Source organism: Rhizobium phaseoli (assembly GCF_001664385.1).
In the GTDB taxonomy this organism is placed as follows: domain Bacteria; phylum Pseudomonadota; class Alphaproteobacteria; order Rhizobiales; family Rhizobiaceae; genus Rhizobium; species Rhizobium phaseoli.
Map to the genome: position 1 here is coordinate 2,834,211 of NZ_CP013532.1, position 23,092 is coordinate 2,857,302.

General features: G+C 62.1%; 21 protein-coding genes. 12 read left to right on the forward strand and 9 right to left on the reverse strand.

All coding sequences use genetic code 11. The features are described from left to right. The first annotated feature begins 122 nt into the window (after positions 1-122). The 3 genes from AMC88_RS13800 (at position 123) to AMC88_RS13810 (ending at position 7,635) form a co-directional block, all read left to right on the forward strand. Positions 123-3,881 (forward strand): FecR domain-containing protein, encoded by a 3,759-nt coding sequence (locus tag AMC88_RS13800; protein WP_064825436.1) that lies wholly within the window; start codon positions 123-125, stop codon positions 3,879-3,881. Continuing rightward, positions 3,881-5,860 carry a CHASE2 domain-containing protein gene (locus tag AMC88_RS13805; RefSeq protein WP_064825437.1) on the forward strand — a complete coding sequence of 660 codons (1,980 nt, stop codon included), beginning with the start codon at positions 3,881-3,883 and terminating at the stop codon, positions 5,858-5,860. The genes AMC88_RS13800 and AMC88_RS13805 overlap by 1 nt, the downstream gene beginning before the upstream one ends. A 449-nt stretch (positions 5,861-6,309) precedes the next feature. Next, complete coding sequence (locus AMC88_RS13810) at positions 6,310-7,635, forward strand: IS1182 family transposase (RefSeq protein WP_081283852.1); 1,326 nt, start codon at positions 6,310-6,312, stop codon at positions 7,633-7,635. A gap of 181 nt (positions 7,636-7,816) precedes the next feature. Here the strand turns inward: AMC88_RS13810 and AMC88_RS13815 are convergent, their stop codons facing one another. After that, a complete protein-coding gene (locus AMC88_RS13815) occupies positions 7,817-8,398 on the reverse strand; it encodes a TetR/AcrR family transcriptional regulator (protein WP_064825438.1) in 582 nt (193 codons plus the stop codon). Positions 8,399-8,538: 140 nt separating this feature from the next. Between AMC88_RS13815 and AMC88_RS13820 the strand changes: the two genes are divergently transcribed. Both AMC88_RS13820 and AMC88_RS13825 read left to right on the forward strand, forming a co-directional pair. After that, positions 8,539-9,096: a DUF308 domain-containing protein gene (locus tag AMC88_RS13820; protein WP_064825439.1), complete on the forward strand. Its 558-nt coding sequence runs from the start codon at positions 8,539-8,541 to the stop codon at positions 9,094-9,096. 161 nt (positions 9,097-9,257) lie between these two features. Further along, positions 9,258-10,238, forward strand: coding sequence for an SDR family oxidoreductase (locus tag AMC88_RS13825; RefSeq protein WP_064825440.1), 981 nt, complete (start codon positions 9,258-9,260; stop codon positions 10,236-10,238). A gap of 205 nt (positions 10,239-10,443) precedes the next feature. Here AMC88_RS13825 and AMC88_RS13830 read toward each other — a convergent pair whose 3' ends face one another. Next, a complete protein-coding gene (locus tag AMC88_RS13830; RefSeq protein WP_010023808.1) occupies positions 10,444-11,196 on the reverse strand; it encodes a nucleotidyltransferase domain-containing protein in 753 nt (250 codons plus the stop codon). A 278-nt stretch (positions 11,197-11,474) separates the two neighbouring features. Here AMC88_RS13830 and AMC88_RS13835 point away from each other — a divergent pair, with 278 nt between their 5' ends. Both AMC88_RS13835 and AMC88_RS13840 read left to right on the forward strand, forming a co-directional pair. After that, the gene (locus AMC88_RS13835) at positions 11,475-12,170 is read left to right on the forward strand and encodes a fumarylacetoacetate hydrolase family protein (protein WP_010023807.1); all 696 of its coding nucleotides are present in this window, start codon (positions 11,475-11,477) and stop codon (positions 12,168-12,170) included. Positions 12,171-12,182: 12 nt separating this feature from the next. Then, complete coding sequence (locus AMC88_RS13840) at positions 12,183-12,713, forward strand: gamma carbonic anhydrase family protein (protein WP_064829965.1); 531 nt, start codon at positions 12,183-12,185, stop codon at positions 12,711-12,713. A 123-nt stretch (positions 12,714-12,836) separates the two neighbouring features. Here the strand turns inward: AMC88_RS13840 and AMC88_RS13845 are convergent, their stop codons facing one another. The 3 genes from AMC88_RS13845 to AMC88_RS13855 all read right to left on the reverse strand — a co-directional run bounded on the left by AMC88_RS13845 (position 12,837) and on the right by AMC88_RS13855 (position 15,115). After that, entirely contained in the window at positions 12,837-13,544 is a 708-nt protein-coding gene (locus tag AMC88_RS13845) for a methyltransferase family protein (RefSeq protein WP_064825441.1), read from the reverse strand. Between the two features lie 203 nt (positions 13,545-13,747). Further along, positions 13,748-14,149 carry a hypothetical protein gene (locus AMC88_RS13850; protein ID WP_041683690.1) on the reverse strand — a complete coding sequence of 134 codons (402 nt, stop codon included), beginning with the start codon at positions 14,147-14,149 and terminating at the stop codon, positions 13,748-13,750. 393 nt (positions 14,150-14,542) lie between these two features. Next, positions 14,543-15,115, reverse strand: a complete 573-nt coding sequence (locus tag AMC88_RS13855; RefSeq protein ID WP_012484374.1) for a transglutaminase-like cysteine peptidase — start codon at positions 15,113-15,115, stop codon at positions 14,543-14,545. Between the two features lie 191 nt (positions 15,116-15,306). Between AMC88_RS13855 and AMC88_RS13860 the strand changes: the two genes are divergently transcribed. Next, positions 15,307-16,554, forward strand: a complete 1,248-nt coding sequence (locus tag AMC88_RS13860; RefSeq protein WP_064825442.1) for a hypothetical protein — start codon at positions 15,307-15,309, stop codon at positions 16,552-16,554. 258 nt (positions 16,555-16,812) lie between these two features. Next, the gene (locus tag AMC88_RS13865; protein WP_012484376.1) at positions 16,813-17,175 is read left to right on the forward strand and encodes a hypothetical protein; all 363 of its coding nucleotides are present in this window, start codon (positions 16,813-16,815) and stop codon (positions 17,173-17,175) included. Between the two features lie 274 nt (positions 17,176-17,449). On the opposite strand, the gene AMC88_RS13870 is transcribed toward AMC88_RS13865, so the two are convergent. The 3 genes from AMC88_RS13870 to AMC88_RS13880 are packed head-to-tail and all read right to left on the reverse strand — an operon-like array spanning position 17,450 to position 19,603. Then, on the reverse strand, positions 17,450-17,848 hold the full coding sequence (locus tag AMC88_RS13870; protein WP_012484377.1) for a Fur family transcriptional regulator: 399 nt from the start codon (positions 17,846-17,848) through the stop codon (positions 17,450-17,452). Then, positions 17,845-18,660 (reverse strand): iron chelate uptake ABC transporter family permease subunit, encoded by an 816-nt coding sequence (locus AMC88_RS13875; protein WP_012484378.1) that lies wholly within the window; start codon positions 18,658-18,660, stop codon positions 17,845-17,847. Before AMC88_RS13875 ends, AMC88_RS13870 begins: the two co-directional genes overlap by 4 nt. Beyond that, positions 18,653-19,603, reverse strand: coding sequence for an ATP-binding cassette domain-containing protein (locus AMC88_RS13880; protein WP_012484379.1), 951 nt, complete (start codon positions 19,601-19,603; stop codon positions 18,653-18,655). The genes AMC88_RS13875 and AMC88_RS13880 overlap by 8 nt, the downstream gene beginning before the upstream one ends. Positions 19,604-19,704: 101 nt before the next feature. Between AMC88_RS13880 and znuA the strand changes: the two genes are divergently transcribed. From znuA to AMC88_RS33625, 3 genes are all read left to right on the forward strand, one after another. After that, positions 19,705-20,727, forward strand: a complete 1,023-nt coding sequence (znuA, locus tag AMC88_RS13885; protein WP_012484380.1) for a zinc ABC transporter substrate-binding protein ZnuA — start codon at positions 19,705-19,707, stop codon at positions 20,725-20,727. 119 nt (positions 20,728-20,846) lie between these two features. Then, a complete protein-coding gene (gene zigA, locus AMC88_RS13890; protein ID WP_064829966.1) occupies positions 20,847-22,052 on the forward strand; it encodes a zinc metallochaperone GTPase ZigA in 1,206 nt (401 codons plus the stop codon). Beyond that, a complete protein-coding gene (locus AMC88_RS33625; RefSeq protein ID WP_010010145.1) occupies positions 22,049-22,222 on the forward strand; it encodes a hypothetical protein in 174 nt (57 codons plus the stop codon). Before zigA ends, AMC88_RS33625 begins: the two co-directional genes overlap by 4 nt. Positions 22,223-22,562: 340 nt before the next feature. Here the strand turns inward: AMC88_RS33625 and AMC88_RS13895 are convergent, their stop codons facing one another. Next, the gene (locus AMC88_RS13895; RefSeq protein ID WP_012484382.1) at positions 22,563-22,889 is read right to left on the reverse strand and encodes an RcnB family protein; all 327 of its coding nucleotides are present in this window, start codon (positions 22,887-22,889) and stop codon (positions 22,563-22,565) included. Positions 22,890-23,092: the final 203 nt, after the last annotated feature.

The window sequence follows — 23,092 nt, forward strand, 5'->3', positions numbered from 1 at the left end:
TCCATCCCCTAAAGTGTTTCCCTGATATTACACTTTGCGACGAAAGCAAGAACACGTGTGCAACGCGCTTGACATTTTCACCCTACACGGACAAACGGGAAGCGGGGTATGGGGTCAAGGTCATGCGGGGTTATTCCAATAACATCTGTCGCATCGGGATGGCGCTGGCGTTTGCCGTGCCCGGTTTCGGGCTGCCGGCGATGGCCGATCCCGTGCAGCGCCCGACACCGGTCGCCGGCTCGGTCATCGCTCGCAAGACCGGCGAGGAGGTCCGCTTCATCGACGTATCGGACTGGCGCGTCGTCGATATCAACCAGGATCTTCTGACCGGCGACGTGCTGCGCACCAATGCCAACGGCCAGCTCGCCATCGTCTTTTCCGATCACACCCAGGTTCGCCTTGGGCGAAACTCTTCGCTGCAGGTCAAGAAGATGGCCGCGAGCGGCGATACGGTGCTCGAGCTACAGGCCGGCACCATCTGGGCGCGCGCCGAACGCGGCGGCCAGGGCCTGACGGTCGAGACTCCTGCGGCGGCGGCCGCCATCCGCGGCACCGACTGGACGATGACCGTCAAGGGCGATCAGACGTCGATGATCGTGCTTGAAGGCCGCGTGTCGCTCAGCAACCCGCAAGGCAGCGTCGACGTGAGCGAAGGCGAAGGAGCGGTCGCCACCATCGGCCAGGCGCCGCACAAGCTCATCAGCGTCAATCCTGATGACCGCGAACAGATGCTCTTCTACTTGGATCTGCGCGACGGTTTCGGCCTGATGCCGACTTCGCCGCTGCGGGCCGACCGCATGGCGACAGAGCGCCGCCGCCTGCTGGCACTGCCGTTGGAGCACCGCAGCATCGAAGATTGGCTGGAACTTGCGGAAGTGCAGAGCGCGTTTGACGGGCGACAGGCCGCGGCTGCAACCTTGCAGAACATTCGCGGCCGCAAGCTGACAGTCGCTCAGCAGGCCCGTGTCGACCTGCTCGACGCCACCATTGCCGGCTCCGAAAAGCGCTACGGCGATGCCGCCAAGCTCTTCCAGAAAGCCCTGCCGCATCTTGACCCGACACGCCGCAACATGGCGCAATATGGCGGCTATTTCGCCCGTTCGCTGGCCGACCCCGCCCATTCCGAACCGCCGCCGGCCACTACTACCGGCCCCTATGGCGCCATCATGCAGGCCTATACGGCGGGCTTTCTGGAAAACCCGCGTGCAGCGCTCGAGATCATCAAAAAGGCGGAACGGCGCTATCCCGACGATCCGACCCTGCCGGCGGTTCGCGCCCAGCTGGCGCAACTCATCGACGACCGCCAGCAGATGAAAGAAGCGATAGAACGCTCGCTGGCCCTCGATCCTGATCATCCGATGGCTCTCTCCGCCCGCGCCGAATACAAGGCAGCCTATGAAAGCGACATCGACGGCGCGCTCGCTGATTTGAACCATGCTATCGAGCTTGCTCCCGGCGACTCGGGCGCGCTGAATTCTCTCGGCCTGCTGCAGAGTTCACGCGATGCCAATGGCGAAGCAGAAAAGGCATTCAAGAGGGCCATCGAGCTTGATCCGCAGGACCCGCTGCTGCACGCGAACCTCGCTATGCTCTATCTTGATCAATCCCGCATGAAGGAAGCCAAGCGCGAGATCGATACCGCGATCGCCCTCGATCCGTCTTTCGACATCGCACTGCTTGTCCGCGGCCGCTACTATCTGCAAAGTGGCGAGAGGGACAAGTCGCTGGAAGACCTGCTCGCCGCCAGCACCGCCAACCCCGCGCATTCGCAATCGCAGCTGATGCTCGCAGCCGCCCATTATGAAAAAGGCGACCGCATCCCTTCCCAGCAGGCGCTCGACAATGCCGACCGGCTCGACAACAACGACCCGGCTATCTCGGCCTTCCGCACCGCCGTTGATATCGACGATTACGACGCCGACGGCGCGATCCACAACGCGCAGGAATACCTGCGTCGCTCCCGCGCCCGCGGCGGCGATTACGGTTCGCTCGGCGCCAATGCAAGCGCCGGTTCGACGCTGAATAACGCCTTCCGCCTGCAGGGTCTGGATGCCTGGGGCCGCTATTACGGCGATGCCGTCTTCGATCCCTTCAAGGGCACCGGTTACATCGACCAGTCAATCAAGGGCAGCATCTTTCCTTTCGTCAACGCGACCAGCTTCAGTGATGACAATGTCATCCAGAACCGCGGCAACGCATCGAGCTATTCATCCTTCATCCAGGGCTTGTTGATTTCTCCGCACATGCTGTCGGGCCGTTCTCGCTCGGCAACGCTGTTCGACGTTCCCTTCATCGAAGGCTCTGTCGGCGGCGGCATCAACAGCATCGATGGCCATACCAGGCGGATCGGCGAAGCCGAGATCCAAGGCTATTCCAATGAGACGATCCCGATCAGCTTCTATGGCAATCTGAGCTGGGAAGAACTGGCGCTTGATCGTGATTTCCGGGATTTCGGCGGCGTTCAGACAGACAACAAACTGCTGAGCGCCAACGGTTATCTCACGGCAACCGTCACGCCTGATGATCGCGTAGTCGCCTTCGTCAACCACGGCAAGAATGACGGAGCGCTAAGCGCGCAGACGCAGGGCACGACGCTAACGGACCTGTTCAATTTGGCAGGTATTCCGCTCACGACGACAGTATTGCCGGAATATGTCAGCCGCGATATTGACAACGAGATCACCAATGCCGGCATTGGCTGGAGCCACACCTTCGCCTATGAAAACATATTGAATGGTGCATTCTTCTATTCGGGGATCAGGTCGAAGACGGCAACCTCTCTTCAGGTCGACGACGCCCGCGTTATACCGCTGCCCGATCCAGACATCATTCCTGTCGCAGACGGGACCGAGGACACCTCCTCCAAGACTTACATCGGGGCTCTCAGCCATTCCATCGGCAACGGGCCGCTGACCTGGCGGTACGGTATCGAAGGCGGCTGGAGCGACCTCAGCACGACCGTCTTCTCCCGCACTTATGAACTCGTTCCTCGCTTCCCATTAATCCCAGGATTCGTCGACGGCCCGAACACCTCAAGCAACACTATCAATATCGGCCGCGCCTATGTTGATGTGCTGCACGAGATCACGCCCGATCTCAAGGGCGAATACGCCTTGTTCGCCACGCGCCTGGAGGGCGGCGGCACCGATATCAGCCGGCTGGAGCCGCGTTTCGGCCTCGCCTGGGCGCCGATTCAAAACCACTGGCTGCGTGCCGCCTTCATGCGGCAAAGCTTTGATACTACCGTGCCGACCCTTGCTCCGATCGGCATCCTCGGACTGCAGGCCAATCAGTTTTCCAACAATCTGCGGGGCTATACGGATACGGCCGCCCTGCAATGGGATGCCGAATGGACCGACCGCTTCTTCACTTCGGTCGAGTACCAGCATCAGGAACTGCATGATTTCTCGGTCGATTTTCCGCTGATCTCGCTTCCCTCGGATACCAGCCTGCCGATCTCGCGCGGCAGCATCGATCGCGCCGCCGTCACCGCCAACGTCGCGCTCGGCAACGGGTTCGGTCTTTCGGCCACCTATGCCTATATGGATTCGGAGAACAGGGATCCGCTCGAGCCGATCTATGGCGGCCCCCTTCCGTTCATACCGCAGAATTCCGGGCAGATTGCGCTGACCTGGGTCAACGAGGCCAAGGTCAAGGCAACCGTTGCCGCCAACTACATCGGCGAGCGCGACGGCGATCGCTTCGGCACCAAGCTCGACGATTACTGGAGCCTCGACGCCCACCTCGTCTGGGAACCCTTCGACAAGCGCATGGAACTCGAGGCGGCCGCCTATAATCTGCTCGACGAAGATTTCGAGATCACGCCCGGCGTGCCCGGCTGGGGCCGCGCCTTCAAGGGCACGCTCAAAGTCCGCTTCTGATGCGGGCGGACCACAAGCCTCGGCAGGCCGGGCTGGATGGCGGTCAGGCCGGAAGCCGCCGCCTCAGGCTGCTGGTGCTGTCGCTCAGCGTGCTGGTCGCCATCTCGCTTCTGTCGCGCCTGCCCGCCTGGTCGCTGCTGGAACTCAGAAGCTTCGACTATCTCTCGACCGTCGACGATCCGCGTCCTCCGAGGGACGGCCCTATCATCGTCGCGATCGACGAGCCTTCGCTCGCCGATATCAACGCGCAATGGCCCTGGCCGCGCAGCCTGCATGCCGAGCTTGTCAGCCAATTGCGCGCCGCCGGCGCCCGCGTCATCGGCCTCGACATCATCATGGCCGAGCCATCCAACCCCGGCAACGACGCGGCAATTGCCAAGGCGGTCGGTCCCGATGTCGTGCTTGCCGGCGATGAAACGCTGATCGAGACGCCGCAGGCTTCGCAGCTGATCCGCGCCACGCCGCTGCCGGCGTTGACCGACGCGGGTGCGGTGACCGGCATCGCCTCGATCGATCTCAGCGGTGACGGCATCTTCCGCCGCATTCCCGGCTATGAGGACGGCTTTGCCGCCATGCTGGCCAAGGCCTCGGGGGCAGCGGCGGAGATCCTGCCGGCCGGGCGACTGATCCAGTCCCTCGGCCCGGCCCGCAGCTATCCTACGGTCTCCTATTACCAGGCGCTCGATCCTCAGAACCTGCTGCCGCCGGGCTATTTCAAGGACCGCGTCGTGCTCGTCGGCCTCAGCCTGCAGAATGCACCTGAGATCGACAAGGGCGGCGTCGATGCTTTCGCCACGCCTTACACGGTTCACACCGGCAAGCTCGTCCCCGGCGTCGAAATCCAGGCGACGATCTACGACAATATTCGCTACGGCCTGTCGATCCGCGAAGCGCACCTGCCGGCGGTCGCCGCCTGCATCCTGATCTCGGTGCTGCTTGCGGCGCTGACCGTCTGGCGCTCGACCGGATGGCTGACGATCGTGACCAGCGCGGCCGCCCTCCTCGCCTTCGCGGCCGTCAGCTTTGCAGGCATCCGGCTCGGCCATGTCTTCGTCTCGCCGCTCGGCCCGACCGTCGCCTATATCTCCGTCGTCTTCGGTCAGGCCGCCTTCGATTTTGCCGAGGAGCGCCGCAACAAGCGCCAGATCATCCGCGCCTTCGCCCAATATATTTCGCCCGATCTCGTCAAGCGCCTGTCGAACGACCCATCGCAGCTGAAGCTCGGCGGCGAGCGGCGCACCCTCTCGGTGCTGTTTTCCGACGTGCGTGGCTTCACCACCATCGCCGAGACGCTGAAGGACGATCCGGAGCAACTGACCGGCCTGATCAACCGGCTGTTGACGCCGCTCTCCGACGTCGTCATGGATCACGGCGGCACGATCGACAAATATATGGGCGACTGCATCATGGCCTTCTGGAATGCACCGCTCGACGATCCCGACCATGCACTGCACGCCGTGCGCGCCGCGCTCGCCATGCAGGCGGCGATCTCGAGGCTGAATAACCAGCTGGAACGGGAAGCGGCGGCACTCGGCCGCAAGCCACACGTCCTGAAGATGGGCGTCGGCATCAACACCGGCGAATGCATCGTCGGCAACATGGGCTCGAACCGCCGCTTCGACTATTCCTGCCTCGGCGACAGCGTCAACCTCGCCTCGCGCCTGGAAGGCGCCTCGAAAAATTACGGCGTGGCGCTGCTGCTCGGCGAGGACACCGCAAGACTGGTCGCCGTGAACTACACGGTGATCGAACTCGACCGCATCATCGTCAAGGGCCGCACCGTGCCCTCGCCGATCTACACCGTCGTGCATAAGGCCGATGCCGAGGCGCTTGCCGCGCATGAGGATTTTATCGAGGCGAAATATGCCGGCACGCTGGCGCCATCCGATCCGGTCTTTGACGGGCTGGCTGCTGATATTCCAGAGCTTGCCGTCTATTACGCGATCGTGCGGGATGGACTGACAGAAGGCGGGGAATGACCGCGCAGCATTTTTCGCCACATGAGTTGGTCGCGGCAACCTCCAACGCTCCTCATCCTGAGGCGCGCAGGCCAGGAGTCGGAGCCTCGAGGACACGCCGCAACGCTGCTCCTTGCATGCATCAACCGTAAATCTGTGCGCCCGCCTCGTCCTTCGAGGCCCCTGCGGGGCGCCTCAGGATGAGGCTCTCTTGGGCCTCGACAGGGCATCCACCAACGCCCGTGATTATCGGCGCGGCACACTCCAACCTCCCTCATCCTGAGGTGCGCAGGCCAGGGGCCGGAGCCTCGAAGGACACGCCTCAACATAACTCCTTGCATCCAACAATCGCGGCACACCCGCCTCGTCCTTCGAGGCCCTGCGGGGCGCCTCAGAGCCTGTGAATGTTTAGTGGCGGAGGCGATTTTATTGTGATTCTGTTGGGTCGTTGATTTGCTTGGAGGACGGTGATGGACGACGAGTTGTTCGAGGGATTGCCGGCGCAGGGATCGCGGCGCAGTGCTCAGGTGGGGCGCGGGGCGGCGCGCATGCGCGAGCCGGTGCGCGATCAGATCGAGTTGCGTGCCGTCGATATCGACAGCTTGATCGGCCAGGATCACGCGGTGCGCGTCATTTGGAGCTATGTCGAGGGGCTGGATCTGAGCGCGCTTGAAGGTCGGATCAAAGCGCGCGAGCACAGGCCGGGCCATCCGCCGATTTCGCCACGGCTTTTGCTGGCGCTGTGGCTCTATGCCAGCAGCGACGGTGTCGGCAGCGCGCGGGCTCTGGAACGGCTGTGCGGGAGCCACGACGTCTATCGCTGGCTGTGCGGCGGTGTCTCGGTGAACTATCACACGCTTTCGGATTTTCGGGTTGGTTGCGCCGATCTGCTCGACCGGCTGCTGGCCGAGCATCTGGCGGCGCTTGCCGGTGCCGGCCTCGTCACTCTCGACAGTCTGGCGCAGGATGGCGTGCGGATCCGGGCGAGCGCGGGGGCCGCCTCGTTCGGCCGCAAGGCGAAGCTTGATCGGCATCTTTCGATTGCCGAGGCGGTTGTGGATCAGCTCAAGCACGAGGTTGATGCGCGTTCGGATGCCAGCAATCGGCGTATCAAAGCGGCCAGGGAACGAGCGGCGCGCGAGCGTGGTGAGCGGGTCAGAGCAGCCCAGGTCGCTCTTGACGAGATCCAGCGCCAGCGTCAGGCGCGCGAAGAAAAGCGCGGCAATGGCAAAAAGCCGAAGGAGCCGCGCGCCTCCAGCACGGATGCACAGGCGCGGGTGATGAAGATGGCCGACGGCGGCTTCCGTCCGGGTTATAATGTGCAGGTTGCGAGCACGGCCGGTGAGCAGTTCGTGGTCGGGCTCGAGGTGACCAATGCCGGCTCCGATCGCGGCCTCATGCGGCCGATGCTGGAGCGGTTGCGCGCGTTAAGCGGCCATCTGCCGCGGCGCTATCTCGCCGATGGCGGCTTTGGCAGCGCTGAAGATATCGAGTGGGCGCACGGCGAAGGGGTTGAGGTCTTTTGTCCGCCCACTCAGTCCAAGCACGGAACCGATCCCTTCTTGCCGCGGCGCGGCGACGGTCCGGGTGTGTCGACCTGGCGGGCCCGCATGGCAAGCGAGGCGGGCAAGGCTCAGTACAAACCCCGATCGATCTGCGAATGCATCCATGCCCGCTGGCGCAACTGGAATCTGCGACAATTGACGGTCCGCGGTATCGAAAAGGTCCGTGCCGTCGTGCTCTGCTACGCACTCACCAACAATATCTTGCAAGGCCGTCGGCTTGCCAATGGATAGCTAGTGCCATCACCCAAACGCCAACTAGCGACCATCCGCACGCACCGCGCAATCGTCTAACGTTCGATTGCATCGGTCAGCCAAGACCGGCCAGAACCGCACCAACTCAAAAGCTTCACAAGCTCTCAGGATGAGGCTCTCTTGAGCTGACCGGATCCTGCAAATTGGCGGGAGGAGATCGTTATACTGCCCTCAGCCTCGCAATCTCAGGTCCAACCACTGCGATAAACAGCCCGGGATCCCCCAGAGCCCGCGCCGAAAGCATGGCTCCATGAACCGAGGCCATCAGCATTTGCGCCTGCTCTTCCGGCCGCGTATCGAGCTGGAACAGGCCCTGCTCGACGCCGGCCTGCAGCACCGAGGTGAGCCATGCAGTAAGATTTCGGAAATGGGCACGAACGCGTGATGCCACCTCGTCGGGCAGCATCTGCATCTCGCTGGCAAGCATAGCGCAGACGCAGAAGGGCTGCGCCGCGTTCTCGATGCAGGAACGCCAGTAATTGGCGTAGAACTGCAGTTGATCGGCAGGGCTTGCGGCCTGCTCGCGCAAAGACTGCAAACCCGCCTCCGCCTGCCTGGCGTAACGGTCCACCAGCACCGCGACCAGCTCGGCCTTCGCAGGAAAATGGTGGTGGATGCTCGCCTTGCGGATGCCGATCGCGGCCGAGATGTCGGCATAGCTGAAGCCGTTATAGCCGCCCGCCACGATGAGCGACTGGGCGACGTCGAGAATTTTATCCGAGGTGGAAGCCATTGATTTCATAACGTCGCCTACCTTTTGGTAGGCAGATTGTCAAGCCTGCGCGGCATTCCTCTTGCTCACAATGAGGTGTTCGAGCGACGCGTTGACTCGAAGTATTTGGCTTCCTACTAGTAGGTAGACAAACCAAGGAACCCCTGCCGATGCTAGACAATTTCTCTCCCCAGCCCAACTGGCTGCAATCCTATTATTTCACGCGCGCCGCGTTCTCTCTGATCTGGATTGCCGCCGCCATTCTCTCGGGCGGGCAAGCCGGCCTTGCCGCCTTTCTGCTGGTGATCTATCCGCTGTGGGATGCCGCGGCCAACCTCGTCGACGCCCGGCTCAATGGCGGCCTCAAGGCCAACCCTTCGCAGGCATTCAATGTCGTCGTCAGCATCGTCACCACACTCGCCGTCGTCATCGCCCTCGGCAGAAGCAACTATGCCGTTCTTGCCGTCTTCGGGGCATGGGCAATCCTTTCCGGGCTCTTGCAACTCTCAACAGGCGTCAGGCGCTGGCGCATCTACGGCGCCCAATGGGTGATGATCCTCAGCGGTGCGCAATCGGCGCTTGCCGGCGCCTTCATGATCAGCCGGTCTTTCGGCGCCGCATCGCCGACGATTCTTGACATCGTTCCCTATGCGGGCTTCGGCGCCTTTTATTTCCTGCTTTCCTCAATCTGGTTAGTCGCCGCAGCCTACCGCAAGGCACAGGCATAGGCGCTGCGTGCCATGACGGCGGCAAGTTCGACCTCATTTGCCGCCGTCGAAACGACGAGCTCCGACGATCGCGGCACACGAGATTTGCGGGAGACGATCAGCTTCTTTCGCGCTATGAAGAGCCATCCTTGATCCCGCCCACAGATCCCGAGGTCACGCCTATGGCTTTGAACGTTCTCTTCATCGGCGGCACCGGCCAGATCTCATATCCCTGCGTCGAGCGCGCCGTTGCCGCGGGCCACCATGTCAGCGTCTTTAATCGCGGCTTGAAAAGCACCCCCCTGCCTGCGGGCGTGAGTTCGATCGTCGGCGAACTCGGATCGGGCGCTTACGCAGAACTCGCCGACGCCGGATATGATGTCGTCTGCCAGTTCATCGCCTTCACGCCCGATCAGATCGCGCGTGACATCGAGGTCTTCTCGGGCAAGTGCGGCCAGTACGTCTTCATCTCCTCAGCTTCGGTCTATGAAAAACCGCCGCGTCACTACGTGATCACCGAGGAGACCCCGGCGATCAATCCGTACTTGCCCTACAGTCAGGCCAAGATCGCCTGCGAGGAACTACTCAAGAAATCCGGCAATCTCGCCTGGACGATCGTGCGTCCCAGCCACACCGTTCGCACCGGCCTGCCGATGATGATGGGCGACAGCGACATCATGGCGAGACGCCTGCTGGATGGCGAACCCATCATCGTCGCCGGCGACGGCCACACGCCCTGGACGCTGACCCGCTCGGCCGATTTTGCCGTGCCTTTCGTCGGCCTCTTCGGCAAGCAGGCGGCGGTGAACGAGATTTTCCACATCACCTCCGACCGCGCCCACATCTGGGACGATATCCAGAACACGATCGCCAGATTGCTAGGCGTCGAGGCGAAGATCGTCCACGTGCCGACGGATACGCTGATCAAATACAATCCGGAATGGGTCGGCCCGCTCCTGGGCGACAAGGCCTGGACCGCGATCTTCGACAATTCGAAGGTCAAGCGCGTGGCCGGCGACTTCACATGCGCCGAGAGCCTGGACGAAATCCTGGCCGAGCCGATCATGCACGTCAAACAGCGCCTAGCCAAAAGCCGTCCGCCGAGAGGTGAGATCGATGCGCTGATCGACAGGATCTGCGCGGAGCAAAGTGCACTCGGCTAGGATGAGGCTATGGTGGGCGTTGGCGCGGCATCCCACCAACCTCCCTCTCCTGAGGCGCGCAGGCCGAAGGCCGGAGCCTCGAAGGACATGCTCCAACGCTGCTCCTTGCCGCCATCAACGCTTGGCGCACCCGCCTCGCCCTTCGAGGCCCCTGCGGGGCGCCTTCAGGGTGAGGCTCTCTTGGGCGTCGGCGCCTCCGCGGCGACTATTCCGGCCGTCGCGCATCGAGCGGGGCCTCCAGCCTGAAACCGTCGAAACAGCGGCCGCCGTGCCGCGCGAGTTCCCGGTCGGCCAGAGCCAGGAACCGCGCGCCATCACCCCCGACCGCCAGCCTGAAGGCCACGTCGAATTCGCTTGCCAATTGCGGATCGAGCTTTTTCATGAGCCGCGGCGCCCATTTTCCCCGTCCGGCCCAGGCGCCGCGTCCGAGCAGGATAAGATCGGCGAGCGTCTGGTAGAGCTGCGCAGCGATGGCGGCGATCTCCTCCGGCGGGCGGTTGCCGCGCAGATCATCGGCGAGATCGGTCACCTGATACCGTCGCATCTCATAACCCGCCCCGACAAGCGGTTTCGGTCCCGCCGCCAGCATTGCCGCCGCCTTTGCCTGGATACTGCCCGCGCGCCCGGTATCCGCTCCGACGATGCGACCCGTGGCGACCATGTTGACCATGATAGGACAGCCGCTCTCGGCATCGGCATGGAGATAGTGCGCCAGCGTCTCTTCGTCGTGGATGAAGGCTTCGACCGGGAAGCCTTCATGCGTGAAGGATTCCCGCCAGGCCCTTTCCAGCGACGGAAACACCACGACGAGATCGATGTCCGAAGACGCCGTCCCTTCGCCACGCATCAGGGAGCCGCTGGCGTAAGCAAAAGCCGCCCCGGCGTAACGGTTGGTGACGCAGCGGTGGGCGGCGGCGAGCACCTGCTCGGCAAGATTGTCTCTTTGCAGTTCGTCCATGATCTCGTCCTCGAATGCGGGGAGGCGAGCGGGCAAACAAAAACCCGCTCGTTTCCGGCGGGTTGGGTCTCGGCAGCAATGAACGGAAATTCAGTTCATGCGTCTGCCACCCACCGCCGAGGCGGTGGTCGTAGACGTCGAAACTGCAAACATCCTGTTCATGGCGGCGAGGATATCGCCCGGCAGCGACAACGTCAACGCGCCGAGAATGCTTCCCCGCCCCGCCGTTTTCCGTCTAAGATGGGCACCAAGACTCGTTGAACAGGAAGAGCCCGCCCATGTCCGATCCCGCCACCGTCATTCCGCTTCCCAAACCGGTGCTGCTGCCGGTGGACGGCAGCGACGAGCGCTTTCCGGTGCGCCGCATCTATTGCGTAGGGCGCAATTATGCCGACCATGCGATCGAGATGGGCCATGATCCCAGCCGCGAGCCGCCCTTCTTCTTTCAGAAGAATGCCGAGAACCTGCTGCCGCCGGGCAGCGCCTTTCCGTATCCGCCGCTGTCGAACGACGTGCATTACGAGGTCGAATGCGTGCTGGCCCTGAAATCGGGGGGTGCGAACATACAAGCCGAACTCGCGCTCGATTGCATCTACGGTTATGGCGTCGGCATCGATTTTACCCGCCGAGATCTTCAGGGTGAGGCAAAGAAGCTCGGCCGTCCTTGGGAAGTGGCCAAGGCCTTCGAACATTCCGCGCCCGTCTCGGCGATCGTGCCGGCCAGCCGCATCGGCCATCCCGGCGAAGGCCGGATCTGGCTGGAACAGAACGGCAAGCGCGTCCAGGACGGCGATCTCAACCAGATGATCTGGAAGGTGCCGGAGATTATCGCCGAACTCTCGAAACTCTTCGTGCTGGCACCTGGCGATGTCGTCATGACCGGCACGCCGGCCGGCGTCGGCGCAGTCGCAAAGGGCGACCGCATCACCTGCGGCATCGACGGCGTCGCGACGCTGTCGGTCGAGGTCATCTGACCGGAGGAAATCATGCCGATCTACGCTCTTGGCGGATTGACGCCGCAACTGCCTCCCGCCGGGCTGCATTGGATCGCCCCCGACGCCCATGTCATCGGTCAGGTCGAACTCGGCGAGAATGTCGGCATCTGGTTCGGTGCGGTGCTGCGCGGCGACAATGAGAAGATCGTCATCGGCGACGGCACCAATATCCAGGAAGGCGTAATGGCTCATACCGATATGGGCTTCCCGCTGACGACGGGAAAGGGCTGCACCATCGGCCACCACGCCATCCTCCACGGCTGCACGCTCGGCGACAATGTGCTGGTCGGCATGGGCGCAACCATCCTGAACGGCGCCAAGATCGGCAACAACTGCCTCGTCGGCGCCAATGCGCTCGTCACGGAGGGCAAGGAGTTTCCTGACAACTCGCTGATTGTCGGGGCGCCTGCGCGCGTGGTGCGGGTGCTCGATGAGAAGGCTATCGAAAGCATCCGCCGCTCGGCGGAGAATTATGTGAAGAATTGGCAGCGTTTTGCGCGGGATCTGAAGCAGATCGGATGATCGGTGGGGGCCGGTGGCCGCCCTGCCCATCGAGGCCCCTGCGGGGCGCCTCAGAATGAGGGCGGAAAGAAGCCGCGCTTGCCGTCCTGAGGACCGTCGCGGGCCGGCGACGCTGCCGCCCCTTCACCAGACACCGGGAACCCACCGCCAGCGCACCCGATCCATATACTCCTCGTACCCCTCGAGCCCGCGGCGCAATTCCATTTCCTCCCCCAGCGTCCTTCCAAACAGCACGATCACCAGCAGCCCCGCCGGGATCAGCGCATAGAGCGAGCCGAGCGACAGCGCCATGCCGGCGCCGAGCACGATGGCGAAGGCATAGCCGGGGTGGCGGATGACGGCGTAGGGGCCGGTGTCGATCACCTTGTGGTCGCGGTCGGTCTGGATGCGCACTGTCGGCTCGAAATGCCGGTTGACCGATTGCGCCCAGGTCAGGCCGAGATAGCCAAAGATCATCAGGATATAGCCGGCGAGCACCACCCATTCGGATTGCGGCGCCCAATGGAAACGCCCGTCGTCGAACGCCCCGATCGGAAGAATGGTGGCAAAGAGAATAATCGTCAGCGTCGCCACCACCGCGTCCCAGCGCTTGGTGCCCCTCTGATATCGGCTGCGCGCTGCAAACAGCTCGGGATTCGTCCGCCAGATCCAGGCGATCGCAATTGCCGTCAGCGCAAGAAAGAGGCCGAAGAAGATCCAGCCGCGCTGCCAATCAAGCGTGCCGGCCGGCCAGAAGAGTGCGGCAAACATCACCGCGACGGTTATGGCCAGCGATCCGATCGATGGCGCGGCCGCCAATGAGCGGCTGGGTCGATTGTGCTGTTGCGTCATGACCATTCTCCGCATCATCGGGCCAAGCACCCGCGACTGCCGACAGCGGCCGTTAGTCTGGCAACCCTATGCGGAATTTAGGAGGCGAAACGCGCGCAACAACCCATGGGCGTCAAGGCGGATCGCAGCGCCGCCTCCACCGTCAACAGCCGCATTGTCCGCAACTGCCGTGGTGGCAATCGGAAATATAGTTGAAAAACCGCCTATGCGGCCGCTTCCATGAACTGGCTCGCGCCGGACGAGGCGGCGAGCGCCCGAACCCTGGCTTCCGTCTTGGCGATCAACTGATAGAATTCATCCTGCGCTTCGACATCCAGCTGTATGACGGCATTGACATCATCGGGCGTATCGCAAACACAGGCGACCGCCGAAATGGGACAGATGCCGCCGGGGTAACGCTTGCCGGTCCCCGTATAGGCGCGACGGCCCCACTGCTCGGAAAAGACCGTTTCCTCCCGATCGAGGTGGAGGATCGTTCCCCTGCAGGCAGTCACAATGGCCGCCTTGCCGTAAGCGAACCAATGATAGTTCAGCTTGCGGAGAATATATTTGCCAGTGATGTCTTCGCCAGCCAGTTCGGCTGGGTCTTCTATCATTCTGATCATGACGGCGTTCCTCAACGTCTGGGCAATATCCTTCAAGTCCTCTTGCGCGGCAAGTCAAAAAACGCTGCTTTTGGAGGCACTTAGTCACAAAGTGTTTCCGATTCTTACATCTTCCGCGCTTCAGGCCGCTTTTCGGATGCACAATTCTTCGTCGAATTTACCGCGACCTGCACCCCGTTTCGGCCTCTCGCGCGCGCAGCAATGTTCATTGCGCCTCTCCACTCAGGCTTGAAATCTCCCGATAAAGGCCGAAGCCGCACTGGTCTCCGCCGTTCGGCGGCATCGAGGAGACCGAGGAACGGCGCAGGAGACTTTCGATCCGCAAGGTGGGCCAGTTCGCAGTCGGGCGCGCCGGCTCGCCAGGCATCTTGGCGTTCGCACGACGCGCGGGGTTCAGGAGAATTCGCCGGCGCGGGGACCGGCAAGCGTCACCCGCCAGCCTGTTCGCGACTGAAAATCCTGGGTGGCCAAAAACGTATAGCCCGTCGTGCGCCAGAGCCTGACGGCGCTGGACAGATTGTCGAGCACGTAATCGCCACCGTCTGTGCGGGCAATAAGAACGACGTGATTTTGATCATGCGGACCAATGACCACGGAAAGCGCCAGCCTGTTTGACGGAAAACCAGCGTCGATCAGGTCCTTCATCTTCTGAAGGGCATAGTCCTCACAATCGCCCCGGCCGGCAACCGGCAGAGACCAGACATCCCCGTGGGAAGACGGACGATCTTCCACGGGAATGATGCGTCCATTGACGGCCCGATTGACCTTTTGAAGCAGCGCTATGCCTGCCGCGTCGCGCGGCTGTTGAGCCGCCACCCTGCCGCACAGCCACTTGTACTTGGCGCAGGCCGCCGCGAATCCCACCGGCGCGCCGATACTTCTCGTCACAGGCAAGGAGGATCCGGCAATAGCCTGAAAAGGCACAAGAAAAGACAAAATGACAGCGAGAGAAAATAGACGCTTCATAGCCGATTCCCCTTATTTCCACCTTTACAATAACACGGTCGGGATAAAAATTTATTAAAATTTTATACTTGCGAATTTAACCGTAATATCTAATGGAGACAGGTTAACCATCGTTTATTCTTTCTGTTAATAGACTGTTAGTATAAAAGCTCTCCCCATTAACATACAGTTAACCTTGGGAGACGATTGAAATGAGCAGCAGAGCATCGAAATTCAGCGTCGCCGTTGCTTTCCTTATGGCAAACAGCAGCTTGACTATGGCGGCCCCGACGGTCGTTAATTGCAACACCGCCGTGCGCGGCACGCTCGAATACCGGCTGTGCATGCCGACCAGATCAATTCCCACCGGCAGCAAATTCAACCCGAACGACAGCGATCGCAGCAGCCGAGGCATTGGCGGCGGCCAGAAGACATCGCGCACCAGTTCCACTGCCGCGTCCGGTGGCAATAGTGGCAGCAATCAGGTTGCGAATGATGGCGGAAACGACACCGGCGATAACACTGGTGACAATACTGGGGACAACACTGGTAACAACACCGGTGACAACACTGGCAATAACACCGGTGACAACACTGGCAACAACACCGGTGACAACACTGGCAACAACACCGGTGACAACACTGGCAACAACACCGGTGACAACACTGGCAACAACACCGGTGACGACACTGGCAACAACACCGGTGACGACAACGACCATGGCCACGACCATCACGGCAAGGGCGGCAAAGATCACGATCATGGCAAAGATGGCCATGGCAAAGACCATGGTGGCAAGGACCGCGATCATCACGGCGACGACAAGGGCGGCGGCAAGGATCACGGTCATGGCAAGGACGGCCATGGCAAAGACAACCACGGCGGCAAGGAAGGTCACGGCAAGGGCGACAATGGTGGCCCTGGCAAGAGCGACAATGGCGGCTCTGGCAAGAGCGACAATGGTGGCTCCGGCAAGAGCGATAATGGCGGCTCCGGCAAGAGCGACGATGGCGGCTCCGACAAGAGCGACAATGGCGGTTCCGGCAAGAACGACAATGGCGATTCCGGCAAGAGCGACAATGGCGGCTCCGGAAAGAGCGACAATGGCGATTCCGGCAAGAGCGACAATGGCGGTTCCGGCAAGAGCGACAATGGCGGTTCCGGCAAGAGCGACAATGGCGGCTCCGGAAAGAGCGACAATGGCGGCTCTGGCAAGAGCGACAATGGTGGCTCCGGCAAGAGCGATAATGGCGGCTCCGGCAAGAGCGACGATGGCGGCTCCGGCAAGAGCGATAATGGCGGCTCCGGCAAGAACGACAATGGCGATTCCGGCAAGAGCGACAATGGCGGTTCCGGCAAGAGCGACAATGGCAGCTCCGACAAGAGCGACAACGGCGGCTCTGGCAAGAGCGATGGTGGCGGCTCCGGCAAAGGTTCCGGCAAGGGCGGATCGAACTAAGCTTGTCATAGCAGAAACGCAAAAGGCGAGGCCGATCTCCGGCCTCGCCTTTCTTAGATCATCGGCTTGAGGCTCGATCGGCGGCCGTTGCCGTTCTGAAAAGAGACATGGCTGCAAACCTGGCGGGCGAATTCCAGATCACAGTCCAGCGATCGACCTTGTGTATTGCCGCTCACGCTCGATATGAGTCTCATCCGCCAGCCGCCCGCTCCCCTATTAGTCCTGGGAACAGCGGGCCTGTGCCAGCAGGAGACTCTCATGGTCGAGGCGATTAACCCGATCTCCGCCACCGCCGCATCCGAGCCCACCAAGGTCGGCACCAGCACCTCGATCAGTTCGGAACCCGACAATGCCTGGGTCGCCGCCCGCCAGTCGCAGATCACCGCCGATCACCAGGCCTCCCGAGAGATGGCGCAGAAGCACAGCGGAAACGAGCTCATACCCCACGCGGATCTGGCTGCTGAAGAGGACATGCATCAACGCGAACGGAGTGCGAGATCGCAGGAGGAAGAAGCCGGCGAAACTGCGGAACAACCGACCTTATCAGGCGAAAGCGAGCGGATCGGCACCCGGAATTTCGACGATGACACGCCCTTCGGCGAGCGCGAGGCGATCGTCTAGTTTAGACGGCGGTCCGAACTCTCTCCCCGATGGAAAATCTGGACGGAGAACACCCAACCCATCCTCATTCCTGTGCTCGTCACAAAATCCGGCGCGCCCAAGTCCTTGGGCGCGAGAGACGCTTTAAAAAATAATTAAATCATTCACCGCGCAGACGCGCGCTGGCTGGATTCCTGTAACGCGGAATGAGGTGGGGAGGTGAGCGCTCCGCGTCAAATTACGGTCAGCGCGATGGGATAAGATGCCATGAATACCTTGCTCTGGAACAAGTCGCTTACGCCGCACAGGCCTCGCACAGACCGCGGATCTCAATCGTCGTCTTCTCCGGCTTGAACTTCTGCCCGCGCACCCAGGTCATTAGCCGGTGGTCAACCTCGTGGTCGTGGAACTCCATCACCTGACCGCAGCTTTCGCAGATCGCGAAGGCGACGATTCCGTGACTATGGCAGTTCTCGCCCGGATGAGCGCAGGCGACGAAGGAGTTGATGCTTTCCAGCCGGTGCACGACACCATATTCGAGCAGTTTCTCCAACGCCCGGTAGACCTGCAGCGGCGCGCGAAAACCGTGATCGCGCAGCTTGTCGAGGATCGTGTAGGCGCTGAGCGGGCCTTCTGCCTTTTCGAGCACGTCGAAGACTAGCGACTGGTTTTTGGTGAGTTGCGGTGTCGTCATGAACCTTGTCCTTGCGCGACCGCGCGGTGGCGCCTGACCGGAAGCAGGCTGAGAATAAAGAGGACGAGCGCTGCGACGACGATCGAAGGGCCGGACGGCGTGTCATAGGTGAGCGAGCCGAACAGCCCGCCGACGACGGCGGCCGCGCCGATCAGCGAAGCGAACACTGCCATGATCTCCGGCGTCACCGAGAAGCGCCGCGCCGCAGCCGCCGGAATGATCAGCAGCGAGGTGATCAGCATGATCCCGACGATCTTCATGGCAATCGCAATGACGACGGCCATCAGCAGCATGAAGAACAGCCGCGCCCGTTCGGGTCTCAGCCCTTCGGCCTCGGCAAGCTCGGCGTTGACGGTTGCTGCCAGAAGCGGCCGCCAGAGCCAGGCGAGCGCCACGAGCACGAACAGACCGCCGCCCCAGATCAGCGCGATATCGGTGGTGGAAACGGCAAGGATATCGCCGAACAGGAAGGCGATGAGATCGATCCTCACCCAGCTCATGAAGGCGACCATGACGAGGCCGATCGCGAGCGTCGCATGCGAGAGGATGCCGAGCAGCGCATCCGCCGACAGCGCCTGGCGCTTCTGCAGGAACAGCAGCAGCACCGAGACGAGAGCGGCGACGGCGAAGACGGCGAGCGTCAGGTTGAGCTCGAAAAGCAGCGACAGCGCCACGCCGAGCAGCGCCGAATGGGCGATCGTATCGCCGAAATAGGCCATGCGCCGCCAGATGATGAAGCAGCCGAGCGGCCCCGTCGTCAGCGCCAGCCCGACGCCGGCCAGGATGGCGCGCACGAAGAAATCGTCAAGCATGGCGACCCTCCCCGCTACGGGAATGGGCGTGTTCATGCGCGTGTTCGTGCGCATGATGATCGTCATGCGCATGAGCGTGCCCATGCCCTTCATGTGCGTGCCCATGGGTGCCATGAGCGTTTTCATGGGTGCCATGAACGTGATGGCCGTCCTCGGGGTGGCAATGATCCGTTACCGAGCCATCGGCATGGCGAACGCGGCCGTCCGGCAGATGCGTATGGTCGTGATGATGGCTGTAGACGGCGAGCGTCTGCGCTGCCCGGCTGCCGAACAGGCGCACATATTCCGGGCTGCGGCTGACGGTCTCGGGCGTGCCGCGGCAGCAGACATGGCCGTTGAGGCAGATGACCGTGTCGGTCTCGGCCATGACGACGTGCAGATCGTGCGAGATCAGCAGGATGCCGCAGCCGCTGGCATTGCGGATCGATTTGATGAGGTCGTAAAGGGCGATCTCGCCGGAGAAATCCACGCCCTGCACCGGCTCGTCGAGCACCAGGAGATCGGGCTTGCGGGCGATGGCCCGGGCCATCAGCGCACGCTGGAACTCGCCGCCGGAGAGATGCTGAACCTCGGCATCGAGCATATGGGCGATGCCGGCGGCTTCGAGGGCTGCGCCCATGTCGCGCTCCGGCAGCGGCCCGGTCAGCGTCATCAGTCGGCGCACCGTCAGCGGCAGCGTCCAGTCGATCGACAGCTTCTGCGGGACATAGCCGACCTTCAGACCGGCCAATCGCTTCACCCTGCCCTCATCCGGTTTGAGCACGCCGATCGCCGCCTTGGCGCTCGTCGATTTTCCGGAACCGTTCGGCCCGATCAGCGTGACGATTTCGCCGCGCGAGACGGAAAACTCGACGCCGCGCACCAGCCAGCGGCCGCCGCGCAGGACGCCGACATTTTCGAGCGAAACCAGCGTTTCGCCCTTCTTGTTTGCGGGAGAGAGCATCAAATTTTCCGATAGCGCTGTTGCATCCTGCTATTGCACACGTTATAGCATAACGCAATTGATGTAATAACATAACATTTGCAATTCAAGCGGAGCACTTGATGAAACGCGCCCTGGGGACTGCCCTGAAAACGTCAGCCCTTAAATTCCCGGCCCTCCTCTCCATCCCGGCCTTGGCAATCCCCGCTTTGCTCTTTGCCGGCACGATGCGGGCGGCCGACGCGCCTGTTGTCGTCACCTCGATCAAGCCGATCCATTCGCTGGTTGCGGCGATTATGCAGGGCGTCGGCGAACCGGAGTTGATCGTCGATGGCGCCGCCTCCCCCCACACCTACAATCTGAAGCCTTCGAACGCGCGCGCCCTGCAAGAAGCAAAGGTGATCTTCTGGACCGGCCCCGGGCTCGAAGCTTTTCTGGAAAAGCCGCTGCAGGCGCTGGGCTCGAAGGCGAGCATCGCCGAGCTCGACAAGGCGCCCGGCCTCGTCAAGCTGCCCTTCCGCGAAGGCGGCGCTTTCGAACCGCATGACGACGGTGATGATCACGACCATGCCGGCGAAACGGGGCATGACAGTGATCACGAGCACGACCATGACCACGAGCACGGCACCTTCGACACCCATCTCTGGCTCGACCCGATGAATGCCAAGGCGATGGCCGCCGAGATCACCACGACGCTGGTCGCCGCCGATCCCGCCAATGCCCTGACCTATCAGGCCAATGCCAAGGCGCTCGACGACAGGCTGACGGCGCTGGACAAGGAAATCGCCACCACCGTCGCTCCCGTCAAGGACAAGCCTTTCGTCGTCTTCCACGACGCCTATCAATATTTCGAGCACCGCTACGGCATCCGCGTCGCCGGCTCGATCACCGTCAGCCCGGAAACCATCCCCGGTGCCGAGCGCGTCTCGGAAATTCACCGCAAGGTCGGCGAACTCGGCGCAACCTGCGTCTTTGCCGAGCCGCAATTCGAGCCGCGCCTCGTCAATGTCGTCATCGAGGGAACCAGCGCCAGATCCGGCGTGCTCGACCCCGAAGCGGCGACGCTGAAGGCCGGCCCCGATCTCTACTTCACCCTCATGCGCGGTATCGCCGACAGCATGAAGGCTTGCCTCTCCAGCGCATGATTGCCGTGCAATCTCCTGGAGAGAGCTGAGGCGGAAAAAGGCGGATGACCCCGTTCCGCCTTTTTTCGGCGCAATCAATGTAATGATATAACATCAATATCAATATCAATGAGGTTCTCATGGACAACAGACTTCCGGTCACCGTGCTCTCCGGCTTTCTCGGCGCCGGCAAGACGACGCTGCTGAACCACGTGCTCGCCAACCGCGAGGGCCTGCGCGTCGCGGTGATCGTCAACGACATGAGCGAGGTGAACATCGACGCCGCGCTCGTGCGCGATGGCGGCGCCAATCTCTCGCGCACCGAGGAGCAACTGGTCGAGATGACCAATGGCTGCATCTGCTGCACGCTGCGCGACGACCTGTTGAAGGAAGTACGCGATCTCGCGGCCCAGGGCCGCTTCGATTACCTGCTGATCGAATCCACCGGCATCGCCGAGCCCCTGCCCGTCGCCACCACCTTCGAATTCCGCGACGAGAACGGCGAAAGTCTTTCCGACGTCGCAAGGCTCGATACGATGGTCACGGTGGTCGACGCCGCCAATCTTCTCGCCGATTACGCCTCGGCCGATTTCCTCGCCGACCGCGGCGAAACGGCGGGCGACGGCGACAACCGAACCATCATCGACCTGCTGGTCGAGCAGATCGAATTCGCCGATGTCGTGGTGCTGAACAAGATCGGCACGGCAAGCGAGGATGAGCGCGACGCCGCGCGCAAGATCATCGTCGGCCTGAACCCGGATGCGAGGCTGATCGAGGCCGATTTTGGCAAGGTGGCGCTGAAGGACGTCCTCGGCACCGGCCGCTTCGATATCGATAGGGCCGAGACGCACCCGCTCTGGTACAAGGAACTGCACGGGTTCCGCGACCACGTGCCGGAGACCGAGGAATACGGCATTAGCTCCTTCGTCTATCGCGAAAAGCGGCCTTTCCATCCGGCAAGGCTCCAGGCATTTCTCGACAAGAGCTGGCCGGGCGTTGTGCGCGCCAAAGGCTTCTTCTGGCTGGCGACCCGCCCGCATCACGTCGGCGAGATCAGCCAGGCCGGCGCGATCGTGCGCACCGGCAGGATGGGCCTCTGGTGGGCAGCCGTCCCGCGCGAACAATGGCCGCAGGAGCCTGGCTTCCTCAACGCTCTCGGCCCCTATTTCGATCCCGTCTGGGGCGATCGCCGCCAGGAAATCGTCTTCATCGGCGCCGATCCGATGGACGAGGCCTGGATCAGGAGAGAACTCGACGCCTGCCTGGTCGACGGCGATGCCTTCACGCCGGAGCGCTGGCGCAACCTGCCCGATCCTTTCGCCGGCTGGAACAGGCAAGCGGCATGAAGGCGACGGCGATCAAACGCTACCGCTGCATCTGCGAGGAATGCGATCCCCTGCCGCCGATTGAAGGGCTACATCCGTTGACGCATGACCGGGAGGCTGCGGCCGAAAGGCCGAAGGGATTGCTGGGGATGATTGCCGAGCGGGTGATATCGTCACGCCAACGGGAGTGACACCGGAAATGCATTCGATGGAACGGAATGGACAGAGGATGGAGTTCATGAACAAACGGTACCTCCTCGCAGAAGTACTTAATTTGGCGGAGCTGTCGCCTCCCCACCCTCGTCCCTGTGGCCTCAGGCTTCGCTCGAGCGATGTCACAGGGATCCAGCGCGCCCAAGTCCTTGGGCGCAGGAGACTTTGTTCGTGGTAGTGAGTCATTCACGGCGCAGACGCGCCATGGCTGGATTCCTGTGACAGGCACAGGAATGACGAGTTTGGAGAAACGGCGTTGCCAAACCCCTACCCACAGCCGAAGATAGAGCGGCCGAAGCCGCCCTCCTCACCCGCCGATCAACGAACGACGATAACATTCGAAATGACACCGCTGGTGACGCCGATCAGCAGGAAGTCGTGGTCGGCGCGAACCCAGCGATAGCCGCGCGGCGGAGGGGCGAGCCGGTAGCGGCGGTAGTCATTGACGTCGGAGAAGCGACGCCGCTCGCTGGCGCTGACGCGGTATCCCTTCTTCCAATGAGGCCGAACGACCGTTCTTTCGACGATCACCTTCTTCTGCACGACCACCGGCGGGCGGCGGAAATCGTCGGCGCTCGCCTGGGAGGCGACGATCGGCGAAAGAAGGAAGGAAGCGGAAAGAAGAGCTGCGAAGTTCTTTTTCATGTGGGGTTCCTCGTGTTGGGCACGGGAGAAAACTAGGACAGAAAAGATGAACCGAAACTGAAAGTTAAATTAAACTTCCGTAATGAAATCCGTGGCCTGCGAGGCGCGCTTTATATTTTAGACGAAGCTTATGCATCAGCCTCAGGGCCGCCCTCGCCCTTCGAGGCCCCTCACGGGGCACCTCAGGATGAGGTCGGAGAGAA

Coding starts and splice junctions, on each gene's coding strand:
- AMC88_RS13865 (WP_012484376.1), top strand. CDS start 16,813: ATGGTCGAGGCGATTAACCCGATCTCCGCCACCGCCGCATCCGAGCCC.
- AMC88_RS13825 (WP_064825440.1), top strand. CDS start 9,258: ATGGCTTTGAACGTTCTCTTCATCGGCGGCACCGGCCAGATCTCATAT.
- AMC88_RS13850 (WP_041683690.1), bottom strand. CDS start 14,149: ATGATCAGAATGATAGAAGACCCAGCCGAACTGGCTGGCGAAGACATC.
- AMC88_RS13880 (WP_012484379.1), bottom strand. CDS start 19,603: ATGCTCTCTCCCGCAAACAAGAAGGGCGAAACGCTGGTTTCGCTCGAA.
- AMC88_RS13895 (WP_012484382.1), bottom strand. CDS start 22,889: ATGAAAAAGAACTTCGCAGCTCTTCTTTCCGCTTCCTTCCTTCTTTCG.
- AMC88_RS13845 (WP_064825441.1), bottom strand. CDS start 13,544: ATGACGCAACAGCACAATCGACCCAGCCGCTCATTGGCGGCCGCGCCA.
- AMC88_RS13810 (WP_081283852.1), top strand. CDS start 6,310: ATGGACGACGAGTTGTTCGAGGGATTGCCGGCGCAGGGATCGCGGCGC.
- AMC88_RS13875 (WP_012484378.1), bottom strand. CDS start 18,660: ATGCTTGACGATTTCTTCGTGCGCGCCATCCTGGCCGGCGTCGGGCTG.
- AMC88_RS13855 (WP_012484374.1), bottom strand. CDS start 15,115: ATGAAGCGTCTATTTTCTCTCGCTGTCATTTTGTCTTTTCTTGTGCCT.
- znuA (WP_012484380.1), top strand. CDS start 19,705: ATGAAACGCGCCCTGGGGACTGCCCTGAAAACGTCAGCCCTTAAATTC.
- zigA (WP_064829966.1), top strand. CDS start 20,847: ATGGACAACAGACTTCCGGTCACCGTGCTCTCCGGCTTTCTCGGCGCC.
- AMC88_RS13820 (WP_064825439.1), top strand. CDS start 8,539: ATGCTAGACAATTTCTCTCCCCAGCCCAACTGGCTGCAATCCTATTAT.
- AMC88_RS13860 (WP_064825442.1), top strand. CDS start 15,307: ATGAGCAGCAGAGCATCGAAATTCAGCGTCGCCGTTGCTTTCCTTATG.
- AMC88_RS13805 (WP_064825437.1), top strand. CDS start 3,881: ATGCGGGCGGACCACAAGCCTCGGCAGGCCGGGCTGGATGGCGGTCAG.
- AMC88_RS33625 (WP_010010145.1), top strand. CDS start 22,049: ATGAAGGCGACGGCGATCAAACGCTACCGCTGCATCTGCGAGGAATGC.
- AMC88_RS13830 (WP_010023808.1), bottom strand. CDS start 11,196: ATGGACGAACTGCAAAGAGACAATCTTGCCGAGCAGGTGCTCGCCGCC.
- AMC88_RS13835 (WP_010023807.1), top strand. CDS start 11,475: ATGTCCGATCCCGCCACCGTCATTCCGCTTCCCAAACCGGTGCTGCTG.
- AMC88_RS13840 (WP_064829965.1), top strand. CDS start 12,183: ATGCCGATCTACGCTCTTGGCGGATTGACGCCGCAACTGCCTCCCGCC.
- AMC88_RS13870 (WP_012484377.1), bottom strand. CDS start 17,848: ATGACGACACCGCAACTCACCAAAAACCAGTCGCTAGTCTTCGACGTG.
- AMC88_RS13815 (WP_064825438.1), bottom strand. CDS start 8,398: ATGAAATCAATGGCTTCCACCTCGGATAAAATTCTCGACGTCGCCCAG.
- AMC88_RS13800 (WP_064825436.1), top strand. CDS start 123: ATGCGGGGTTATTCCAATAACATCTGTCGCATCGGGATGGCGCTGGCG.